Source organism: Fructilactobacillus vespulae (assembly GCF_047324295.1).
GTDB classification, from domain to species: domain Bacteria; phylum Bacillota; class Bacilli; order Lactobacillales; family Lactobacillaceae; genus Fructilactobacillus; species Fructilactobacillus vespulae.
On sequence record NZ_CP137138.1, the window covers coordinates 1,400,568 to 1,421,741 of the forward strand.

Consider the following 21,174-nt stretch of genomic DNA (forward strand, 5'->3'; position numbering starts at 1 on the left):
AGTTAGATTATTGTCCAACTTGTGGGGTTCACATCATGGCGAGCTTTTTACGTATGTGTCAATGAATTAACATTGGTTAAAATCTTATGTCTTGGTCAATTATATATTGCTAAAATTTAATAGTCAATAACAAAGTGAAAAGACAATTAAGTTTTTTGTAACTCTTTTTTTGAAGTATATGAACACTATATTTAAGCTAAAACTAATCATATATAAAAAAATAAAAACACGCTATTAATTAATAACGTGTTTGGGATGTTCTACTATAAATTAGTTACTCTAAACGATCTCAATTCTAATGCCTTCGTTAACGCTGCTACTGTATCAATGGCACTAAATACTGGGATTTCATTCTCAATTGCGTCGCTTCGAAGTTGAAACCCATCCTGAAGATTCTCATCAGAAACTGTATCAACTACCGCCTTAATTTCTTTATTCATCATTTGTGCAAACAATTGCTGCCGTTGTTCTTCCGTATCAATTAATTTAAACGGAATCTTTCTTTTAGCAAAGTATTGGGCAGTGTTACCAAGTGCTTGTATCTGATAACCCATATCGATAAATTGAAGCGCCAAATCACCAGCTTCCTCTAAATCATTATCGTTAGTGGCAAATAAAATTTTCCCGTGATTAGCAACTTCAACTTTAGCTGCTGCAAATGCCTTATAAATTGCCTTAGCAAAGGTAGCATCTGTCCCCATTACTTCACCAGTTGATTTCATTTCAGGACCTAATAAACTATCAACATCTCTTAGCTTAGAGAAAGAAAATACGGGGGCCTTCACATGAATCAATTTACTTTCAGGTGCTAAACCATCCTGATATCCTTGTTCTTTTAAAGATTGACCTAAAATAATTTTAGTAGCAACCTGTGCCATCGGAATTTCGGTTACCTTACTTAAAAATGGTACCGTTCGACTAGCTCTTGGATTAACTTCAATTACATAAACTTGCTCGTTGTGAACTATAAATTGAATATTCATTAATCCAAAACACCCTAATTCTAAGGCCAAGTTTTTAGTATACTTAACAATTTGATTTTTAACTGAATTAGATAATGTTTGAGCTGGATAAACTGCCATTGAATCCCCGGAATGAACTCCCGCTCTTTCAATATGTTCCATAATTCCTGGAATTAATACATCTTTACCATCACAAATTGCATCTACTTCACATTCTTTTCCCGTTAGGTATTGATCAATTAATACCGGATGATCATTTGAAACCTTAACAGCTCGTTGCATGTAATCCTCTAAGTCAGCACGATGGTAAACAATCTCCATTGCGCGCCCACCCAAAACATAACTAGGACGAACCACAATTGGATAACCAATTTCTTCTGCACATTGAATTGCTTCAGGAATTGTACTAGCAATTCCTCCGGTTGGTTGCGGAATTCCTAATTTCTTAATTACTCGATCAAATTCATCACGGTCTTCGGCCCGATTAACATCCGCCACCGAAGTTCCTAAAATATTAACTCCACGATTAGCTAATGGTTCAGCCAAATTAATTGCAGTTTGACCACCAAACTGAACCACAACTCCATTAGGTTTTTCTAAATCAATAACATTCATTACCTCTTCAACCGTTAGTGGTTCAAAATATAACTTATCAGAGATTGAAGCATCGGTTGAAACTGTCTCAGGATTATTGTTAATGATGATTGCTTCGTAACCAGCTTGTTTGATTGCTTCAATTGAGTGAACCGTAGCATAATCAAATTCAACTCCCTGACCAATTCTAATTGGACCAGATCCTAGCACTAAAATACTTTCCTTTTCAGAAACTAGACTTTCATTTTCAGTTTCATACGTACTATAAAAGTATGGTGTTTCCGATTCAAATTCTCCTGCACAAGTATCAACCATTTTGTAAACTGGTATAATTTGCTGCTCTTTTCTCAGCTTTCTGACATCATCAACATTTAAATTCCACAACTTAGCAATATTTTCGTCAGAAAAACCATAACGTTTAGCAATCTTTAGATAGTCTAAATCAGCAACGTTTGCTTGCAATGCCTTCGTTATCTCATAGATATGCAATAGCTTATCCAAAAAGAAGATATGAATCTTAGTCATTTCGGCTAATTTTTCAATCGAATACCCGCGTTTAATCGCCTCATAAAGATAAAATAGTCGATTATCTTGTGCCTTAACAATACCTGCTTCTAATTCGCTTGAATTTAAGTTTGCTAGTTCAGGATCGTCTAAATCGTTAATATCAATATCTAATGACCGGACTGCTTTTAAAATCGAACCTTCAATGTTTCGATCAATTGCCATCACTTCTCCAGTCGCCTTCATTTGAGTTCCCAGGGTTCGATCCGCGCTGGTAAACTTATCAAACGGCCAACGAGGAATTTTGCAAACTGCATAATCAAGGGCTGGTTCAAACTCTGCAAAAGTTTTTCCCGTAACCGGATTCATAATTTCATCTAAAGTTAACCCAACGGCAATTTTAGCTGCTACTTTAGCAATTGGATAACCGGTTGCTTTTGAAGCTAATGCGCTAGAACGACTAACCCGAGGATTAACTTCAATTACATAGTAATCCATACTGTTAGGATCTAAAGCGAGTTGAACGTTACACCCACCTTCAATTTTCAGTGCTCGAATAATTTTCAAAGCCGCATCACGAAGCATTTGAGTTTCATTATCAGCTAGCGTTTGAACGGGAGCAAAAACAATTGAATCTCCAGTATGGATTCCCACCGGATCAAAATTTTCCATATTGCAAACTACCATGGTGTTATCATTTGCATCTCGCATAACTTCAAATTCGATTTCTTTAAACCCGGCAATGCTTTGCTCGATTAAAACTTGTGTCACTGGTGAAAGATATAAACCGTTATCAGCAATTTCTTTTAATTGTTCCTGATTTTCGGCAATTCCACCACCAGTACCTCCCATGGTAAAGGCCGGGCGGACAATCACTGGATAACCATGTTTATCGGCAAACTTAAGTGCTTGATCAACCGTTGTGGCAATTACTGATTCTGGAACTGGTTGCTTTAAATCACGCATCAATTGCCGAAATTGTTCTCGATCTTCTGCTTTATTGATAGCATCCAAATCCGTCCCCAACAATTTAATGTTCATTTCTGCTAAAATACCCGACTCAGATAGTTCACGAGCCATGTTCAAACCTTGTTGCCCACCCAAAGTTGGCAAGATTGCATCTGGCGTTTCTTTGTAGATAACTTTAGAAACAAATTCCAATGTTAATGGTTCAATATAAACTTCATCGGCAATTTCTTTATCAGTCATAATTGTGGCTGGATTAGAGTTCACTAATACCACTTCATACCCCAACTCTTTTAGGGCTAAACAAGCTTGGGTTCCGGAATAGTCAAATTCCGCAGCTTGCCCAATAATAATGGGACCAGAGCCAATAACCATAATTTTCTTAACGTCCGTTCTTTTAGGCATGTTCTTTGTCCTCCTTATTCCAGTCCAATTCGTTATCGTCAATCATTTGCATAAAGGTATCAAACAGATAATCAGTATCATGGGGACCCGGAGCAGCATCCGGGTGGAATTGAGCAGAAAAAGCTGGCAACTCTGTATGTTGTAAGCCTTCCACCGTTCCATCATTAATCTCTTCAAGGATTACTTTTAAAGGAGTTCCTTTGACCGATTCACGATTAACGGTATAACCATGATTTTGGGAAGTAAAATCAATTCGACCATTAGCTAAATTTCTTACCGGGTGATTAAAACCTCGGTGTCCAAATTTCATTTTTGAGGTGGTTGCGCCATTTGCTAAGGCAAACAATTGATTACCCATACAAATTCCAAAAAGTGGATATTTATTTTCAACTTCACGAACCATTTCAAGTGTTTCTGGGGCAACATCCATTGGATCACCAGGTCCATTAGTAAGCATGACGCCGTCTGGATGATATTCATCAATCTCTGAAAAGGTCGTGTTGGGAGGTAACACAACCACATCACAATTTCTTTTCCCTAGTTCGCGGAGAATCGAATTTTTTAAACCAAAATCAATTACAACTATTCGACGACCATTTTTAGTTAATTTCATCGTTTGCTTTGTCGCACTTTCAGGGATTCGATTATGACTTAATTCAGTCGTTTTTAATTCTTCTAAACTGTCAGCTGTGATCTCATTTAAAATGGCTGCTTTCATTGCGCCACATTCACGAATATGTTTGGTGATTGCTCTGGTATCCAGACCACTGATTCCTGGAATATCATTTTTAACGAGATAATCTGATAATGTCATATTCATTCTCCAATTATCAGTTTTCCGAGCAATTTCACTAACTACTACTCCCTTACAAGTTGGATTAGCAGACTCTAAATCTTCACCGTTAACTCCATAATTACCAATTAACGGATAAGTGAACATTAAAATTTCACCGTTATACGATTGGTCTGAAATTGATTGTTGGTATCCAGACATTCCTGTACTAAATACCAGCTCACCAATACTATCTTTTTCAGAACCAAATGATTCTCCAGTATAAATACTGCCATCTTCTAATAATAAGTATCGTTTCTTCATAGTACCAACCTTCCCAACTGCTAAGTCATCAAATAATTTCTAAAAATTCTCAACAAAAAACGCCCAATAATCAAAAAAGACCAGAGGACGCTTTTACACGCGGTACCACCTTATATGTTAGCCAAAACATATCGCACAGTTTTTAAAAAATGCTCGCTCGATAATGGAAGCCACCAATATGCATTTTGCATATAACTTTTAAGCTGGTTACATCAGGATTGTTTTTGATATTTTTCACGACGACATATCTCACTGAATCGCAATCAAGATTCACCAATCTTAAATAAACGTTTTTGTTTAAAATTTTATTAATTGTATCATTTTCAAAAATAAAATCAATGCAATATGCTCAGAAAATTCTCATTAGGTAATTTATAGTTCGGATTTAGCGAATCAATTAAATATCCGGCTCAATTAATTGACCTTGATTGACCAATATTATAAGATTGAATTACCAGTTTTTGGTATTAACTAAAAAAAATATATTAAAGAAAGAAGAGGAGAATATTATGCCTTTAGTTCCAACAGTTGTTGAAAACTCACCACAAGGTGAACGTGCATATGACATCTACTCACGACTTTTAAAAGATCGCATTATTATGCTTTCTGGTGAAATCGAAGATAACATGGCAAACACCATTATTGCCCAATTATTATTTCTAGATGCTCAAGACTCAGATAAAGATATTTACCTATACATTAACTCACCAGGTGGTGTTATCACCTCTGGTATGGCTATCTACGATACAATGAATTTCATCAAATCTGACGTTCAAACTATCGTAATGGGAATGGCTGCTTCAATGGCCAGTGTGCTTGCTACTGCAGGTGCCAAGGGTAAGCGTTTTGCCCTACCTCATTCTCAAGTTATGATTCACCAACCATCTGGTGGTGCCCAAGGTCAACAAACTGAGATTGAAATCGCCGCAACTGAGATTTTAAAAGCTCGTAAGATGATTAATGAGTTATTGGCTGAACATTCTGGTCAACCACTTGAAAAAATCAATCGTGATACTGAACGTGATAACTACTTAACCGCACAAGATGCTGTTGATTATGGTTTGATTGATGGTATTATGAAAAACGATAAAAAATAAGTATAAAAAAGAAGCTCAACTTAATGTTGAACTTCTTTTTTTATGCTTGCTTTTCAATTTTATAATAACGAAGAATTAGCAATGATATGATACTAAAACCAACGAAGATTAAAAAACTCAATGGATCTAAACCACTGTTGCTGGCTTTATCCAATAAGTTAGTATTCATGCTAAAGATGATATCCGTCATATCAATTAAGGAATGCAACAAGATGGGAACTAACAAGTTACCCGTTACATAATAAATCGTGGCAAATAACATTCCAATTCCAATCGCATAAACAATTTGATTGGTGGTATCCCAAAACGGGCTATCTAAATAATTAATGGCGTGGGTCAACCCGAAGATTAAACTGGAACCAATAATTGCCTTTACTGGAGCATTCTTTTTAAAAATTTTAGTTAACAGTTCAAAAATCACCCCGCGAAAAAGCAATTCTTCAAAAACTCCAATTACTAGTCCAGAAATTAAGGCATACAAGATTGTCATCAAAAGAATCTTCAACGACCAACCACCTGGGGACATCGCTTTTAAAACAATCTTATCACCTTGAACTATATTTAAAAACATAATCAAAAAGCTTGGAATTCCAAATAAAAAGCCTAAACCAATTCTTTTTAATGAAATTCTAATTTCAATATGTGTTAGCAATAAATTGATTAGTAGAAATAAGATGATACTTGCTACTTGCAATTTATCAATGGAAATGACTCCAATAAAATCATTGTGTAGGCTAATTCCCACCTGATATGGCTCAATGTTTAACCACCCTGAAATTTTAGTAGTGACAAAGATATATAGCAAAAAGAAGACAATTAATCCAATTCTCTTTTTTCTCATAAACTACAACTCCCTTATTTTTATAATAATTGTAGAATACCATAAATAACAAAGAATACTAACCTTTTAATTTTTCCGCCATATCATTAATTTTGTGCAATCGATGATTAACTCCGGATTTGGAAATGGGTCCATCGGGAATTAAACTGCCCAGTTCTTTTAAACTAACTTCTTGATATTTTAGCCTTGTAACCGCAACATCGCGAAGCTTCTTCGGCAATTTTTCAAACCCCACGTTTTCTTCCAAATATTTAATATTTTCAATTTGTTTGGTTGAGGCATTGGCCACTTTATTCATATTGGCATTTTCACAGTTAACTAATCGATTAACTGAATTTCGCATATCCCTTACAATTCGAACATCTTCGAATTTTAACATGGCGTTGGTAGCCCCAATTAGTTGTAAAAAATCAGCAATCTTTTCTGCTTCTTTAATGTAGACAATATAACCACTGCGTCGCTGAGTCTCTTTGGCACCTAAGTTATACTTATTCATCATTTCTGCCATCATTTCATTATGATCACCATATAATGAATAAATCTCTAAATGGTAGCGTGAGGTTTCCGGATTGTTAACAGAACCACCTGCCAAAAAAGCACCGCGTAAATAGGAGCGGACTTGTAAATCATTTTTTAAAAGCTCTATTGGAACTCTTTCTAAAATTTGATTATGATCTAAAATACCTAAATCATCTAAAATATCTTTAACCCGGGTACTCAGACGTACAATATAAAGATTGTTTTTCTTTAGTTTCATCTTCCGACGAACCACTACTCGTGCTTCTACTTTGTAAAAATCAAGTAGTAAACTAATCACCCTTCTTGAAATCGCCGAATTTTCCGACTGAAACTCAAGTTCTAATTTACCGTTCGATATTTTTAAAGTCCCATTCATTCTAATTAAAGCCATTAATTCAGCTTTGGCATTTTCGCGATGAACTTCTAAATTAGTTAATTCTTTTTTTACTTCACTTGCAAATGACATTTCACTTAATAACTCCTAACTAATTTTTCGGTTGCCCTAAAAGTCGAATTAATTCGTCGGTCACTAGCTGACCATTATGAAAAGCACCGTGTTCTCGTAATTCTAAAAAGTCTGATGAAATCACTCGACAGCCTAACTCTTTTAAGCCCTGATAATCAGACTTAACCGGTTGTGATTCGTCAGTCCAACGTTGATGATCAATATACTCAGCAGGAACCGGCTGGTTATTAACTAGAATCGTATCAATAAACCGACTATTTAATTGTCTTTCTAAAGTTTGCACATGATCTCTATCGGTAAAATTATCGGTTTCTCCCTTTTGGGTCATAATATTACAAATATAAACAACTTCTGCTGCCGTATTAATAACTGCCTGACCCACATTTGAAACCATCAAATTAGGCAAGATACTAGTATACAAACTACCAGGTCCTAAAACAATTTGATCAGCTTCCATAATTGCATCAATTACCGGTTGAACTGCAGTTGGTTCATCATCACTATTCGTCGATTCAACCCAAACTCGTTTAATCATCTTATTAGACTTGGTAATTTCTGCTTCTCCAGTTATGTAACTACCATCAGTAAACTCTGCATGTAACTCTAAACTTTCATCACAAACCGGATACACATTACCATCAACGTCCATCATTCTCGTCAAAGTTTGTACAGCATCAAAAAAACCATTTTGCATTTCCGAAAGGGCGGTAATAATTAAATTACCAATTGCATGGCCCGAAAGAAATTTATCTGATGATTTGAATCGATATTGAAAAATATCTAAATCAATTTGGGGTAAATTAGATAATGATACCAGTACATTGCGAATGTCTCCTGGCGGTAACACATTAATGTAATTTCTTAAAATCCCGGAAGATCCGCCATCATCGGCAACGGTGACAACCGCGGTAATATCTACATCTCTTTTTTTTAAGTTTTTTAGAATAACTGGTAACCCAGTTCCTCCTCCAATAACCACCATCTTAGGGCGATTAATCTTTTTTGCTACTTTATCAGCCATTAGTTATTGACTCCTTTATGCCGGTCAATATCTCGATGGGTCACATTAACTCGTATCCCTTGTTCTCGAAGTGAGGCTGCTAATCTTTCTGTCATTGCCACTGAACGATGCTGTCCCCCAGTACACCCAATTGCTATTGTTTCGCTAGCCTTAGAACTGTGTTTAACTAAAGGTATTTCAAATTTTACTAAATCATCTAATTTAGCAAAAAATTCTTCGGCAGCATCTTGCTTCATGACATAATCATAAACTGGTTGATCTTTACCCGTTTGATTTCGAAGTTCAGCCACATAGTAAGGATTGTTAATAAAACGCACATCAAATAACATATCCGCATCAATTGGTAATCCATATTTAAACCCAAATGACATTAATTCCACGTGAAATGTTTCTGACCGACTATTTTCATATTGATTAATTATTTCTTCTTTTAATTGTTTATTAGTAAGTTTGGTAGTATCAATTACTAAATTAGCTTTAGTACGAACGTCTCTGAGTAATTGCCGTTCTTTTTCAATTCCATCAACTAAACGACCATTTCTGGCAAGCGGATGATCACGACGTGTTTCTTCATATCTTGAGACAATTTTGGCCGTAGATGCATCTAGAAAAATAACACTTTCATTTTTATTATTATTAGTAGAAATCTTTACTAACGTATCAACGACATCTTTTCCAGAGCCAGGTGCACGTGAATCAATCACTAAAGCAACCTTATTAATTTCACTAGAAGTTCGTAATAATTCAGTGAATTTATAGACTAAGTTGGGCGGTAAATTATCAACACAAAAATAACCTAAATCTTCAAATGTTTGAATAGCGCAGCTTTTACCAGCCCCACTCATTCCAGTTATGATTACTAATTGTTCATCTTTTACCATTTAAAATCCCTCCAAACTTCTGTTAAGTATAACATACCGGGTGTTTCACACAAATTAAAAAGAGAAGTTTTACCTTCTCTGAAGTGAACCCCATAAATTGGAGTGAATTTCTAAGCTACTAATTGGCTGGTATGTTCCCGGTATTTTACCGGTGACATACCGGCCAATTTTGTTTTAATACGATGTTTATTGTAATAATCTACGTAATTTGTAATGGCAGATTCTAGCTCTTCGTAGTTTTGGTATTGATAATTGTGAACCGTGCCAACTTTAAGAATGTGAAAGATACTTTCAGCTACCGCATTATCTAGGCATGTGGCCTTGCGGCTCATGCTTTGGAAAACGCGAGCTTGTCGCAAAATATTCACGTACCTAAAGTTCTGATACTGAAACCCTTGATCCGAATGAATTGTCATACGGTATGGTAAGGATGAACATCTTGCCACTAATCGTTTAAGGGGTCGTGTGACAAAGTCTACCGTTGGTCTACGACCAATGTTCCATTCAAGAATTTCTCCATTATAAAGGTCCATATAAGCTGTAAAGTATGCACGTTCGTTGATCGTTTGATTACCCCAACGGACCTCCGTTACATCAGTAACGATTTTTTGAAATGGACGATTCGTTTTAAAACGACGATTTAAACGGTTATGGGTAACTGTACCTACAGTTCCTTTATAAGAGTTATACTTTTTCGTTCGTCGATTGAATGCCTGACAAAGTAGATTATTTTCACGCATAATACGAAGTACTGCCTTGTGATTAACGATGATTCCCTTATTTTTAAGCGCTAAAGTCACTGTTCGGTAACCGTAATCAGGATTTTCCAAACGAATACTTTTAATCTCATCAACTAACGTTGATGATCCTGATTGATATTTACGATGAAGTGCATCGTGGTAACTGCTGCTCGACATGTGTACTGCTTTTAAAGCTACAACTAATTTAACATTGAATTTACGCCTTAGCTCAGTTATTAGCTGGGCTTTTTCTTTGTTTGAGATTTTTTCTGTGCCAAGGCTTCGAGTTTTTCCAAGTATGCTACCCGAAATCGTAAAAGCTCGTTTTCCTCCTGAAGTTGTTTCAATGTCTTAGATTGTTTAGATTTATCTGTCATTTTTAAAGACCGTCCTTTATATGGCTTAAGACGTCCCTCAATCAGTTTTCGTTCCCAGTCCCAAACTATCATCGGTTGTTTCAATCTGAAATGGGTTGCAGTTGCTGGATATGAGGCATGATGTTCTTGTCGCCATTTGATAACTTTGATTTTAAAGGAATAGTCATAAAATGTCTTCCTCCGACAATTTTCTAATCCTTGATCGCCAAAAATTTTAAATAGATTGAGCCACTGATAAATCGTCGCAGTTCCTTTGATACCATACTTTTTCATAAGTAATAGGGACGAAGTTCCCTGTAGATATTCACTTAAAACTTGTTTCTTTATTTTAGCTGAAAACATAATAAAACCCCCTGAGTTTTGGATTTACTCCAACTCAGGGGGTTCACTTCACTCTTTTTTAATTATTTATTTTTTGCTTCTGCAAGGGTCCTTTGTGTATCTTTTTCTAGGATAGGTTTTAAGTAGTGTCCTGTATAACTTTCTTCTACTTGCACAAGTTCCTCTGGTGTTCCAGTAGCAACAATTGTTCCACCTTGATCTCCACCATCTGGACCTAAATCAATCAAATGGTCAGCTTGTTTAATAACGTCCATATTATGTTCGATAATTAAAACAGTATTTCCTGCATCAACTAATTTTTGGAGAACCGCTAACAAACGTTTAATGTCGTCAGTATGCAGACCAGTCGTGGGTTCATCCAAAATATAAAAGTTTTTCCCGGTCGATCTTTTATGCAATTCTGAAGCTAATTTCATCCTTTGGGCTTCACCACCAGATAGAGTAGTGGCGGGTTGACCTAATTTAACGTAACCCAGACCCACATCTGCAATCGTTTGTAACTTTCTCGTTATTTTAGGAATTGAGTGAAAAAATTCCAAAGCTTCACTGACCGTCAAATCCAAAACTTCAGAAATATTCTTGTCTTTATATTGTACCTCTAAAGTTTCAGAATTATAACGATTACCATGACAAACTTCACAAGGAACATAAACATCAGGTAAGAAATCCATTTCGATCTTTAATATTCCATCACCATGACAGGTTTCACAACGGCCACCTTTTGTATTAAAACTAAAACGCCCCTTTTGATATCCTCGGATTTGCGCCTCATTAGTCTTAGCGAACAATTCCCGAATATCATCAAAAACTCCCGTATATGTTGCCGGATTACTACGAGGAGTTCTACCGATTGGACTTTGGTCAATGCTGACTAATTTTTCAATGTTTTGGTATCCAGTAATTCGTGAAAATTTCCCTGGTTTTTCTGAATTTCGATTAAGCTTTTGAGCGAGTGCTCGTTTTAAAATATCGTTAACTAACGTTGATTTTCCCGAACCAGATACTCCAGTAACCACGTTAAACACACCTAGAGGAAATTTAACCGTTAAGTCCTTTAGGTTGTTTTCTTTAGCCCCTTTAATGGTAACTTGCTTTCTAGTGGGCTTTCTTCTTTGTAGTGGTACAGAAATAAACTTTTTACCAGATAAATATTGACCCGTTAAAGAATCAGGGTTAGCAGCAACTTCTTTGGGAGTTCCCGTAGCCATTATATTACCACCGGCTTCTCCAGCACCTGGTCCTACATCAACAATATAATCAGCCGCCATCATCGTATCATTATCGTGTTCAACGACCACTAAAGTATTTCCTAAATCTCTCATTTTTTTCAGTGATTTAATTAATCGGTTATTATCGCGTTGATGTAATCCAATTGAAGGTTCATCTAGTACATATAAAATCCCTGATAAATTAGAACCAATTTGCGTAGCTAATCGAATCCGTTGTGCTTCTCCACCAGAAAGAGTCCGAGCAGCTCTAGAAAGAGTTAAATAACTAAGCCCCACGTTTAACAAGAAATCAAGTCGATCCTTAATTTCTTTAATAACGGGTTTCGCAATCTCTGTATCCTGCTCCCCAAATTTAGCGTTTTCAAAGAAATGGTATTCTTCCTTGATGTTTTGGGCACAAACTTCTCCAATTTGTTGACCATTTACCTGAACTGATAATGCTTTTTCATTCAGACGATAACCATGACAAACTTGACAGGTTAATTCACGCATATATTTACGCATTTGATCTCTAGTGAAATCACTGCTAGTTTCTTTGAAACGACGACTAATATTATTAACCACTCCTTCAAACGGAGCATCAACATCGCGAACCCCACCAAAATCACTGAGATAATGAAAATGAAATTCTCGTTTTCCTGAACCATATAATAATAAGTCACGTTGTTCCTGCGTCAAATCTTTAAATGGAACATCTAAATCAATTTTAAAAGCTTTTGCTGCCTGTGCTAACAATTCGGGATAGTATTTAGAACTAATTGGATTCCAAGGTTCTAAAGCACCCTCTTTCAAAGTTTTGGTGTCATCTGGAACCACCAAATCCTCGTCAACTTCCAATTTAACTCCTAACCCATCACAGGCAGGACAAGCCCCTTGGGGTGAATTAAACGAAAATAAGCGGGGTTCTAATTTCCCCACCGTAAAGCCACAAATTGCACAAGCATAGTGTTCAGAAAATAGCATTGGTTCTCGTTTACCTAAAAAGTCAATGGTGGCGTATCCATCACTCAAACGAAGCGCAGTTTCTAACGAGTCAGAAAGACGTGAATTAATGCCATCCTTAACTACAATCCGGTCAATTACAATACTAATATCGTGCTGTTGGTTTTTATTTAATTCAATTTCATCAGAAATATCATGAAGTTCACCATCAACAATAATTCGAACGAATCCTTCACGTTTAATTTGTTCAAAGATCTTTTTATGTTGACCTCTTTTACCACGAATAATTGGTGAAAAAATCTGTAATTTAGTCCGTTCTGGTAATTTTAAGATTCGATCAATCATTTGATCAACCGATTGACTTTCAATCTTGGTTCCGTCATTTGGACAAATGGGCGTTCCAACTCGAGCCCACAATAATCTCAAATAATCATTAATTTCAGTGACCGTTCCCACTGTCGAACGTGGATTCTTAGAAGTGGTCTTTTGATCAATTGAAATTGCCGGACTCAAACCTACAATTGAGTCCACATCTGGCTTGTTCATTTGCCCTAAAAATTGACGAGCATACGATGATAAACTTTCAACGTATCTTCTTTGTCCCTCTGCATATAAGGTATCAAAGGCCAGTGAACTCTTACCAGAACCTGAAAGTCCGGTCATCACAACTAATTTATTTTTGGGAATGTCAACATTAACATCCTTTAGGTTATGTTCCCGAGCTCCTCTAATTTTAATCTCGTTATTTTCCATTTACTTTGCTCACTTCATTTCTTTTTTTAGTTTCTTAATCGTATCTCTCAATGAGGCCGCTTGTTCGAAATCAAGCTGCTTAGCTGCTTCTCTCATTTCTTCACTTAAATTACTAATCATTTCTTCTTGTTCCTTAAAACTCATTTGTTCAAAATCAGACTCACCAAATGGTTGTTTACCACCCTTTTTATCGGTATCTTCATCTTGTTTATAAGCTGAAATCGCCTTAGAAATTGGCTTAATTATGGTAGTTGGTGTAATTCCGTGTTCTTCATTATAAGCTAATTGAATGGTCCGACGACGTTGGGTTTCATCCATTGCCGCCTTCATTGACCCAGTCATGTTATCTGCGTACATAATTACATGACCCTCAGAGTTACGGGCAGCCCGACCAATTGTTTGAATCAAAGAACGTGGATTACGCAAGAAACCTTCTTTATCCGCATCTAAAATTGCTACCAGAGAAACTTCTGGAACATCAATTCCCTCACGAAGAAGATTAATTCCGACTAAGACATCAAATTTACCTAATCGAAGGTCACGCAAAATTCTAGTTCTCTCCAACGTTTTTATATCACTGTGCAAGTATCGAACCTTAATTCCCAAGTCTTTTAGATAGTCAGTTAAATCTTCAGACATTTTTTTAGTCAAAGTGGTTACAAAAGTTCGCTGATTTTTCTTGATTCGTAAGTTGATTTCACCTAATAAATCATCCATTTGATTTTTAGTGGGACGAACTTCTACCGTTGGATCAACTAATCCAGTTGGTCGAATAATTTGTTCCACCACTTGTGTACTATGCTCAAGCTCATAATCTCCTGGAGTTGCTGACATATATACAACTTGATGAATATGTTTTTCAAACTCATCAAAATTTAATGGTCGATTATCATAAGCACTAGGTAAACGAAAACCATAGTCAATTAATTGTTTTTTCCGAGCTCGATCACCATTTAACATTCCATGTACTTGGGGTAAAGTCTGGTGAGATTCATCAATGAACATTAAAAAGTCTTTGGGAAAGAAATCTAATAAAGTATATGGTGGTTCACCTGGTTTTCTTCGGTCCATATAACGGGAATAATTTTCAATTCCTGAGGTATATCCCATTTCCTTCATCATTTCAATATCGTAGTTGGTTCTTTGCTTAATTCGTTGGGCCTCTAAAAGTTTTCCCGCATTTTCCATTTTTGTAATTTGTTGATCTAAATCACTCTTAATTTCTGGTAAAGCTACCTTCATGACCTCATCATTCGTTAGAAAATGGGTAGCAGGAAATAGCGTTATTGCTTTGGGTTCCCCAATCACTTCTCCAGTTAAAGTATTAACTTCTGTAATTTTATCAACTTCATCTCCGAAAAATTCCACTCGATAGGCATGCTGATTCCATGATGCTGGAAAAATTTCTACGGTATCACCGTGAACTCGAAACCGACCTCGATCAAAATCAATATCATTTCTTTGGAACTGAATGTTAACTAACTTTCTTAACAAAACGTCTCGTTCTAATTCCTCATTCAAATGAAGTGAAACGGTGTGATCTTGGTATTCTTTAGGATTACCTAACCCAAAGATTGAAGAAACTGAAGCAACGACAATCACGTCATTACGAGAAAGCAAAGAACTAGTTGCTGAATGTCGTAATTGATCAATTTCATCATTAATGGATGCATCTTTTTCAATGTATGTATCACTTGATGGGACGTATGCTTCTGGTTGATAGAAATCATAATAACTAACAAAGTATTCAACCGCATTGTTAGGAAAAAACTTCTTTAATTCACTATATAACTGTCCTGCCAACGTTTTATTATGAGCTAAAACTAAGGTAGGTCGGTTTTGATCCTTAATAATATTCGCCATTGTAAAGGTTTTTCCCGTACCGGTTGCTCCTAATAAAGTTTGCTCCTTATCTCCTGCTGCCAAACCCGCATCAATTTTTTTAATTGCTGTCGGTTGATCCCCAGTAGGTTTATAATTTGAAACTAATTCAAACTTATTCTTTAATTTATTGACCATGTCTTCCCTCTTTTTGATTCGAAAAATCGGTAGTTTTATATTATTTTAATACTAGCATACGAACGTACTTTCGTACAAATGAAGAGAACAAAAAAGGACTATCAGTTTAGATAGTCCATTCTAAGTTAATTATTTTTTAGCTTTTAATGATTCAACGTAATCAAATACACCTTGTCCAGCAATTCCACCATCACCAACAGCAGTAGTAATTTGACGAAGATGTTTCTTTCGCACATCACCAACGGCAAAGATCCCAGGAACCTTAGTTTCCATTAAGTCATTGGTATCAATCCAACCAGCATCATCAGTGATTCCTACATTTTTAAATGCATTGGTCAATGGTAATATTCCAACGTAAATAAATACTCCAGCAGCAGGAACTACCTTTTCTTCACCAGTTTGGTTATTCTTAATCTTTACTTGGTTAACTTTCTTGTCGTCACCTTGAATTTCTTCAACGTTACTATCCCAAATAAAGTTAATGTTATCACGGTCAAAAGCTCGTTCTTGTAAAATCTTTTGAGCTCTCAACTCACTACGACGATGAATAACTGTCACTGTCTTAGCTAAGTTAGCAAGATAAGTTGCTTCTTGAATGGCAGAATCTCCACCACCGACCACAATGACATCCTCACCTTTGAAAAAGGCACCATCACAAACGGCACAGTATGAAACACCACGTCCAGCAAAATCTTCTTCTCCCGGAACACCTAACTTACGATACTCTGAACCAGAACCAATAATTACAGCAGAACCGATGTATTCTTCGTCACCTGCTTTAACGATGCGCTCGTCACCTTTAACTTCAATTCCAGTTACTTCACCGTAACCGTATTCCACACCAAATTGAGTACTACTATCATACATTTCTTTTGACAAGTCCGGACCTAAAATTGATTTAAATCCAGGGTAGTTTTCAATTTCGGCAGTATTATTCATTTGTCCACCGTAAATACCACGATCTAACATAAGCACTGACAATTCAGCACGAGATGCGTAGAGAGCGGCCGTCATTCCAGCTGGTCCTGCACCAATTACAATTACATCATATTTTTTTGTCATTATAATTTCCCTCCATTATTGATTAATAATTTTTTTGATTTCACTCAAAATTGGTTTATAGTTTGGCTGTTTCGTGACTTCTTCAACCAATTGATAATAGATAATTTTCCCATTTTGATCAACTAAATAAACCACTCTAGCTAAATGGTTAAATAAGGGAATGTGCAAATGGGTTGCCTTACCAAAGCTTCCATCGCTATCAGATAAGATTTCAATATTATCAATTCCATGAGCAGCACACCAATTTTTTTGTAAAGCAACCGGATCATTAGAAATGGTGATAAACTTCACCCCGGCAAATCGACTGGCAACATGATTAAAGTGTGCCGTTTCTAAACTACAAACTTTAGTTTTTAAACTTGGAACCACACTGATTAACACTAAATTACTTCCAAAATCCAAATTAGTAACTTTTTCATTTTCTGCATTTTTAACAGTAAAGTCTGGTAATTGATCTCCCACTTGTGGTTGTTTATTACCTAATAACCAGCCAATTGGAATCCCTGCAATTTTAAGTTTCATAGTGAAAATCCCCTATCAATTTTCTTTAACGATAATATCATATCATCCACACTTACTTTTTAATAGTAATTTGCTCAGATAATAAAAAAGATATCGAAAGCGATATCTTTTTAAATTATTTATCTAATTTTTTACCTAAATCAATTAAGTAATCTTTTAAATCGGCTGAAATATCAGCTCGTTTAAGCCCAAATTCAATGTTTGTTTCTAACCAACTTAACTTGTTACCGGTATCAAATCTTTCCCCTTTAAATTCATGGGCAAAAACTCTTTGGGTTTTATTTAAAGTATCAATTGCATCAGTCAATTGAACTTCATTACCTTTACCTGGTTTAGTTGTTTCTAAAACATCTAAGATATCAGCGTTAAATAAGTAACGACCAATAATTGCTAAATCACTAGGTGCTTCTTCTGGACTAGGCTTTTCCACAAATTGACGAACATCATAAACCTCATCATTAACTTTGTCGACCGGATCAATCACCCCATATTTAGAAGTTTCTTCATGAGGAACTCGCATAACTGCAAGCGTTGAAGCGCCCGACTTTTCGTAGCTGTTAATTAATTGTTGCGTTAATGGAACTTCGTCTTTCATTAGGTCATCACCCAACATAACTACAAAAGGATCACGACCAATAAATGTTTTAGCAGTTAATACAGCATCACCAAGACCCTTAGGATATGCTTGGCGAATAAAATAGATATTCATATCATTAGTCTTTTGAACTGATTCAAGCATATCTAACTTATTTTTTTCCTTTAGGTTTTGTTCTAGCATGTAGTTAGAACTAAAGTGATCTTCAATTGCACCTTTTCCAGCACCAATTACGATTGCTAAATCTGTAATTCCAGATTGTTTTGCTTCTTCAACAATATATTGAATTGTTGGTGTATCAATAATTGGTAACATTTCTTTCGGTACAGCCTTAGTTTCTGGTAAGAATCTAGTTCCTAAACCAGCAGCTGGAATAATTGCTTTTGTAACTTTTTTCATATTATCTATCTCCTATGTAGCTATCCAATTTCTGAACGGCCTTCACGAGTCATTAATTTTGCAATTGCAGTTTGGACGGTTTCATCATCATTCAATACTGAATGAATTGCATTGGTAATTGGCATTTCAACACCACGTTCCTTTGCAAGATCAAAAACAGCCTCACTGGTTGCAATCCCTTCAATTACCATTCCCATATCGGAAACAATATCATCAAGTTTTTTACCCTTTCCGAGTTGATAACCTGCCCGCCAGTTTCGTGAATCACTACTTGTAGCAGTTACAATGATATCACCCATTCCGGATAAACCTGTAAAAGTTTGTGGATTTGCACCAAAAGAGACCCCTAAACGAGAAATCTCAGCAACTCCACGAGTCATTAGGGCGGCCTTCGCATTATCCCCATAGCCTAGTCCGTAAAGCGCACCAGCTCCCAGGGCAATAATGTTTTTCAAAGCTCCACCAATTTCTACTCCAATTATATCATTGTTAGTATAAACTCGAAAATAGTCATTCATAAATAATTTTTGGAAATGCTCAGCAGATTTCATGTCTTCACTTGCAACCGTAATTAAAGTTGGATCTTGTTTAGCAACCCCTTCTGCTTGACTAGGTCCAGAAATTACAGATATAGACTTACGATTAGCAGCAGAAATTTCTTCTTCCAATACTTGAGAAATCCGTTTAAAGCTACCTTTTTCTAAACCTTTACTACCATGAATTAAATATGGCTGTAATTTTTGTTCAGCTAAAATCGAGTTAACCTGTTTAGCTACCGATCTTGTAACTTGAGAAGGAACAATGAAAAGGACATTATCGACACCATCAAGAGCTTCTTCTAATGAATTAGTCGCTTTCATTTCTTCTGGAAAAGTAAAATCTTTTAAATAACGAGTATTAGTATGTTCTTGGTTAAATTCATTAACTTGGTCCAAATTTCTAGCATATAAGCGCACATCATTTCCATTTTGATGCAAAATATAAGCTAACATACTACCCCATGAACCAGCACCTATTACTGCAACTTTTTCAGTCATTTGTTTCTCCTTAATTAATTATCATACCAGTCTAAGTCTGGATTATTTTTTCTTCTATAGATTAAGAGACCAAGTCCAATTAAAAATAGTCCAATCGAGAGAACTTGTGAAATTCGAAGTGGTCCCAACATTAAACTGTCAGTTCTCATACCCTCAACAAAGAATCTGCCAAAAGAGTACCACATTAGGTAAGCAATGAAAACTTCTCCTTGTTTAAACAAATGGTTACAATGCCGCATTATCATCAATAAGATAAAACCAGTAAAGTCCCAAAGTGATTCATATAAAAAAGTTGGTTGTCGATACATTCCTTGAATAAACATTTGTTGCGTGATGAAATCTGGCAAATGTAATTTCTGTAAAAACGCTAATGTGGTGGTTGAACCAAATGCCTCTTGGTTCATAAAATTACCCCAACGTCCAATTCCTTGAGCCATAATCACAGTGGGAGCTGCAATATCAAAAATCGTCCAAAGATTTAACTGATGTTTTTTACAGAAATAATACATAAAAATTCCGCCCCCTAAAAGGGCTCCATAAATTGCAATTCCACCATCCCAAATTGCAATTATTTCTGCTGGATTTTTCGCATAGTATTGCCATTGAAAAATCACATAATAAATTCGGGCACAAACAATCGCAATGGGAATTGCCCATAGAATTAAATCATACAAATGATCTTCATTGATCCCTTTTCGTTTAGACTCTTTAGTTGCTAAATATACTGCAATTAAGACAGCGGATGCGATAAAAATTCCATACCAACGAATTTGAAACGGACCCAACTTTAATGCAATTGGATTTAATGCTAAAACTGGTAACATTATTTACCATCCTTACCGTTGTTAGGAGTACTGTTATCTTTAATTAAATTATTCAATTGGGCATCAAAAACATCCGTCGCATTGTATCCCATTACGTTTGCTCTGAAGTTCATGGCCGCAGTTTCAATAATGATTGCCAAGTTTCTTCCGGGTTTAACTGGAATGTTTAATTTCAAAACTTCCACATCAAAAATTTGAACTGAGTCTCGATCAGTACCCAATCGATCATATTTAGTATCTTTATCCCAAATATCAAGGTTAACAATGAAATCAACTTTGGTTTCTGAACGAACTGCACCTGTTCCAAAGAGAGTCATCACATCGATAATCCCAATTCCTCTGATTTCCAATAAATGATTTAGAATTTTAGGTGCTGTTCCAATTAAAGCCTGTTCATCTTGTTGATAAACTTCAACTCGATCATCAGCAATTAATCGATGTCCTCTCTTAACTAGTTCAAGTGCAGTTTCACTTTTACCAATCCCAGAGTCACCAGTAATTAAAACTCCTAGACCATAAACTTCAACTAAAACACCATGAATTGACTTTCTAGGTGCTAGTTTAGCTTCAAGAAAATCAGTCATGTTACTTAAAACACGTGAGGTATTCAATTTAGACTCTAAAATCGGAATTTTAGCATCTGCACAAGCTTTAACTAGTGGTTTAGGAGGCTCTAATTCAGTTGAAATTACAAAAGCAGGTGTATCAGCTTGACACATTCTAGTCATGTCTTTAATTAATTCTTCCTCTGGAAGGTCTTTTGCAAATGAAGTTTCTGTAATTCCTAATAGTTGAATTCTTTCTGAAGGATAATAATCAAAATAACCCGTCAACTCCAATCCAGGTCTAGAAATATCACTAGTAGTAATTGGACGATCAAGATACTCTTGACCGGAAAAAACATGAAGATGGGTATTATCAACTAATTCTTGAACACTAACACTTTTTGCCATATGACTCACTCCTCTAAATTAATAATTA

The 21,174-nt window shown here is 35.8% G+C and carries 17 protein-coding genes; 1 reads left to right on the top strand and 16 read right to left on the bottom strand.

Annotated features, from left to right (window positions below):
* Positions 1–263: 263 nt before the first annotated feature.
* Together carB and R4B61_RS06960 are read right to left on the bottom strand one after the other, a co-directional pair.
* Positions 264–3,431: a carbamoyl-phosphate synthase large subunit gene (gene carB / locus R4B61_RS06955; RefSeq protein WP_413627532.1), complete on the bottom strand. Its 3,168-nt coding sequence runs from the start codon at positions 3,429–3,431 to the stop codon at positions 264–266.
* Positions 3,424–4,527, bottom strand: a complete 1,104-nt coding sequence (locus R4B61_RS06960) for a carbamoyl phosphate synthase small subunit (RefSeq protein WP_413627533.1) — start codon at positions 4,525–4,527, stop codon at positions 3,424–3,426. Before R4B61_RS06960 ends, carB begins: the two co-directional genes overlap by 8 nt.
* Before the next feature lie 506 nt (positions 4,528–5,033).
* Here R4B61_RS06960 and clpP point away from each other — a divergent pair.
* Positions 5,034–5,624 carry an ATP-dependent Clp endopeptidase proteolytic subunit ClpP gene (clpP, locus tag R4B61_RS06965; protein WP_413628312.1) on the top strand — a complete coding sequence of 197 codons (591 nt, stop codon included), beginning with the start codon at positions 5,034–5,036 and terminating at the stop codon, positions 5,622–5,624.
* Positions 5,625–5,664: 40 nt separating this feature from the next.
* Here the strand turns inward: clpP and R4B61_RS06970 are convergent, their stop codons facing one another.
* The 14 genes from R4B61_RS06970 to hprK form a co-directional block, all read right to left on the bottom strand.
* A complete protein-coding gene (locus tag R4B61_RS06970) occupies positions 5,665–6,465 on the bottom strand; it encodes a CPBP family intramembrane glutamic endopeptidase (RefSeq protein ID WP_413627534.1) in 801 nt (266 codons plus the stop codon).
* Between the two features lie 58 nt (positions 6,466–6,523).
* A complete protein-coding gene (gene whiA, locus R4B61_RS06975) occupies positions 6,524–7,450 on the bottom strand; it encodes a DNA-binding protein WhiA (protein ID WP_413627535.1) in 927 nt (308 codons plus the stop codon).
* A 19-nt stretch (positions 7,451–7,469) separates the two neighbouring features.
* On the bottom strand, positions 7,470–8,471 hold the full coding sequence (locus R4B61_RS06980; protein WP_413627536.1) for a gluconeogenesis factor YvcK family protein: 1,002 nt from the start codon (positions 8,469–8,471) through the stop codon (positions 7,470–7,472).
* A complete protein-coding gene (rapZ, locus tag R4B61_RS06985; protein ID WP_413627537.1) occupies positions 8,471–9,352 on the bottom strand; it encodes an RNase adapter RapZ in 882 nt (293 codons plus the stop codon). The genes R4B61_RS06980 and rapZ overlap by 1 nt, the downstream gene beginning before the upstream one ends.
* Positions 9,353–9,462: 110 nt before the next feature.
* Positions 9,463–10,440: an IS3 family transposase gene (locus R4B61_RS06990; RefSeq protein WP_413628270.1), complete on the bottom strand. Its 978-nt coding sequence runs from the start codon at positions 10,438–10,440 to the stop codon at positions 9,463–9,465.
* Positions 10,329–10,811 (bottom strand): helix-turn-helix domain-containing protein, encoded by a 483-nt coding sequence (locus R4B61_RS06995; protein WP_413627183.1) that lies wholly within the window; start codon positions 10,809–10,811, stop codon positions 10,329–10,331. Before R4B61_RS06995 ends, R4B61_RS06990 begins: the two co-directional genes overlap by 112 nt.
* Positions 10,812–10,873: 62 nt before the next feature.
* Entirely contained in the window at positions 10,874–13,735 is a 2,862-nt protein-coding gene (gene uvrA / locus R4B61_RS07000) for an excinuclease ABC subunit UvrA (RefSeq protein WP_413627538.1), read from the bottom strand.
* A gap of 9 nt (positions 13,736–13,744) precedes the next feature.
* Positions 13,745–15,754 carry an excinuclease ABC subunit UvrB gene (gene uvrB, locus R4B61_RS07005; RefSeq protein ID WP_413627539.1) on the bottom strand — a complete coding sequence of 670 codons (2,010 nt, stop codon included), beginning with the start codon at positions 15,752–15,754 and terminating at the stop codon, positions 13,745–13,747.
* Between the two features lie 129 nt (positions 15,755–15,883).
* Positions 15,884–16,816, bottom strand: a complete 933-nt coding sequence (gene trxB / locus R4B61_RS07010) for a thioredoxin-disulfide reductase (protein WP_413627540.1) — start codon at positions 16,814–16,816, stop codon at positions 15,884–15,886.
* Positions 16,817–16,831: 15 nt separating this feature from the next.
* Positions 16,832–17,338 carry a peroxiredoxin gene (locus R4B61_RS07015; RefSeq protein ID WP_413627541.1) on the bottom strand — a complete coding sequence of 169 codons (507 nt, stop codon included), beginning with the start codon at positions 17,336–17,338 and terminating at the stop codon, positions 16,832–16,834.
* Positions 17,339–17,453: 115 nt separating this feature from the next.
* Positions 17,454–18,332 carry a UTP--glucose-1-phosphate uridylyltransferase GalU gene (gene galU / locus R4B61_RS07020; protein WP_413627542.1) on the bottom strand — a complete coding sequence of 293 codons (879 nt, stop codon included), beginning with the start codon at positions 18,330–18,332 and terminating at the stop codon, positions 17,454–17,456.
* A 20-nt stretch (positions 18,333–18,352) separates the two neighbouring features.
* Positions 18,353–19,369, bottom strand: a complete 1,017-nt coding sequence (locus R4B61_RS07025; RefSeq protein WP_413627543.1) for an NAD(P)H-dependent glycerol-3-phosphate dehydrogenase — start codon at positions 19,367–19,369, stop codon at positions 18,353–18,355.
* A gap of 14 nt (positions 19,370–19,383) precedes the next feature.
* The gene (lgt, locus tag R4B61_RS07030; protein ID WP_413627544.1) at positions 19,384–20,193 is read right to left on the bottom strand and encodes a prolipoprotein diacylglyceryl transferase; all 810 of its coding nucleotides are present in this window, start codon (positions 20,191–20,193) and stop codon (positions 19,384–19,386) included.
* Positions 20,193–21,146, bottom strand: a complete 954-nt coding sequence (gene hprK / locus R4B61_RS07035) for an HPr(Ser) kinase/phosphatase (RefSeq protein ID WP_413627545.1) — start codon at positions 21,144–21,146, stop codon at positions 20,193–20,195. Before hprK ends, lgt begins: the two co-directional genes overlap by 1 nt.
* Positions 21,147–21,174 lie beyond the last annotated feature (28 nt).

What these genes read in the sequence shown, in the direction of transcription:
- carB (WP_413627532.1), bottom strand. Translation starts at nt 3,431, where the DNA reads ATGCCTAAAAGAACGGACGTTAAGAAAATTATGGTTATTGGCTCTGGT.
- R4B61_RS06960 (WP_413627533.1), bottom strand. Translation starts at nt 4,527, where the DNA reads ATGAAGAAACGATACTTATTATTAGAAGATGGCAGTATTTATACTGGA.
- R4B61_RS06970 (WP_413627534.1), bottom strand. Translation starts at nt 6,465, where the DNA reads ATGAGAAAAAAGAGAATTGGATTAATTGTCTTCTTTTTGCTATATATC.
- whiA (WP_413627535.1), bottom strand. Translation starts at nt 7,450, where the DNA reads ATGTCATTTGCAAGTGAAGTAAAAAAAGAATTAACTAATTTAGAAGTT.
- R4B61_RS06980 (WP_413627536.1), bottom strand. Translation starts at nt 8,471, where the DNA reads ATGGCTGATAAAGTAGCAAAAAAGATTAATCGCCCTAAGATGGTGGTT.
- rapZ (WP_413627537.1), bottom strand. Translation starts at nt 9,352, where the DNA reads ATGGTAAAAGATGAACAATTAGTAATCATAACTGGAATGAGTGGGGCT.
- R4B61_RS06995 (WP_413627183.1), bottom strand. Translation starts at nt 10,811, where the DNA reads ATGTTTTCAGCTAAAATAAAGAAACAAGTTTTAAGTGAATATCTACAG.
- uvrA (WP_413627538.1), bottom strand. Translation starts at nt 13,735, where the DNA reads ATGGAAAATAACGAGATTAAAATTAGAGGAGCTCGGGAACATAACCTA.
- uvrB (WP_413627539.1), bottom strand. Translation starts at nt 15,754, where the DNA reads ATGGTCAATAAATTAAAGAATAAGTTTGAATTAGTTTCAAATTATAAA.
- trxB (WP_413627540.1), bottom strand. Translation starts at nt 16,816, where the DNA reads ATGACAAAAAAATATGATGTAATTGTAATTGGTGCAGGACCAGCTGGA.
- R4B61_RS07015 (WP_413627541.1), bottom strand. Translation starts at nt 17,338, where the DNA reads ATGAAACTTAAAATTGCAGGGATTCCAATTGGCTGGTTATTAGGTAAT.
- galU (WP_413627542.1), bottom strand. Translation starts at nt 18,332, where the DNA reads ATGAAAAAAGTTACAAAAGCAATTATTCCAGCTGCTGGTTTAGGAACT.
- R4B61_RS07025 (WP_413627543.1), bottom strand. Translation starts at nt 19,369, where the DNA reads ATGACTGAAAAAGTTGCAGTAATAGGTGCTGGTTCATGGGGTAGTATG.
- lgt (WP_413627544.1), bottom strand. Translation starts at nt 20,193, where the DNA reads ATGTTACCAGTTTTAGCATTAAATCCAATTGCATTAAAGTTGGGTCCG.
- hprK (WP_413627545.1), bottom strand. Translation starts at nt 21,146, where the DNA reads ATGGCAAAAAGTGTTAGTGTTCAAGAATTAGTTGATAATACCCATCTT.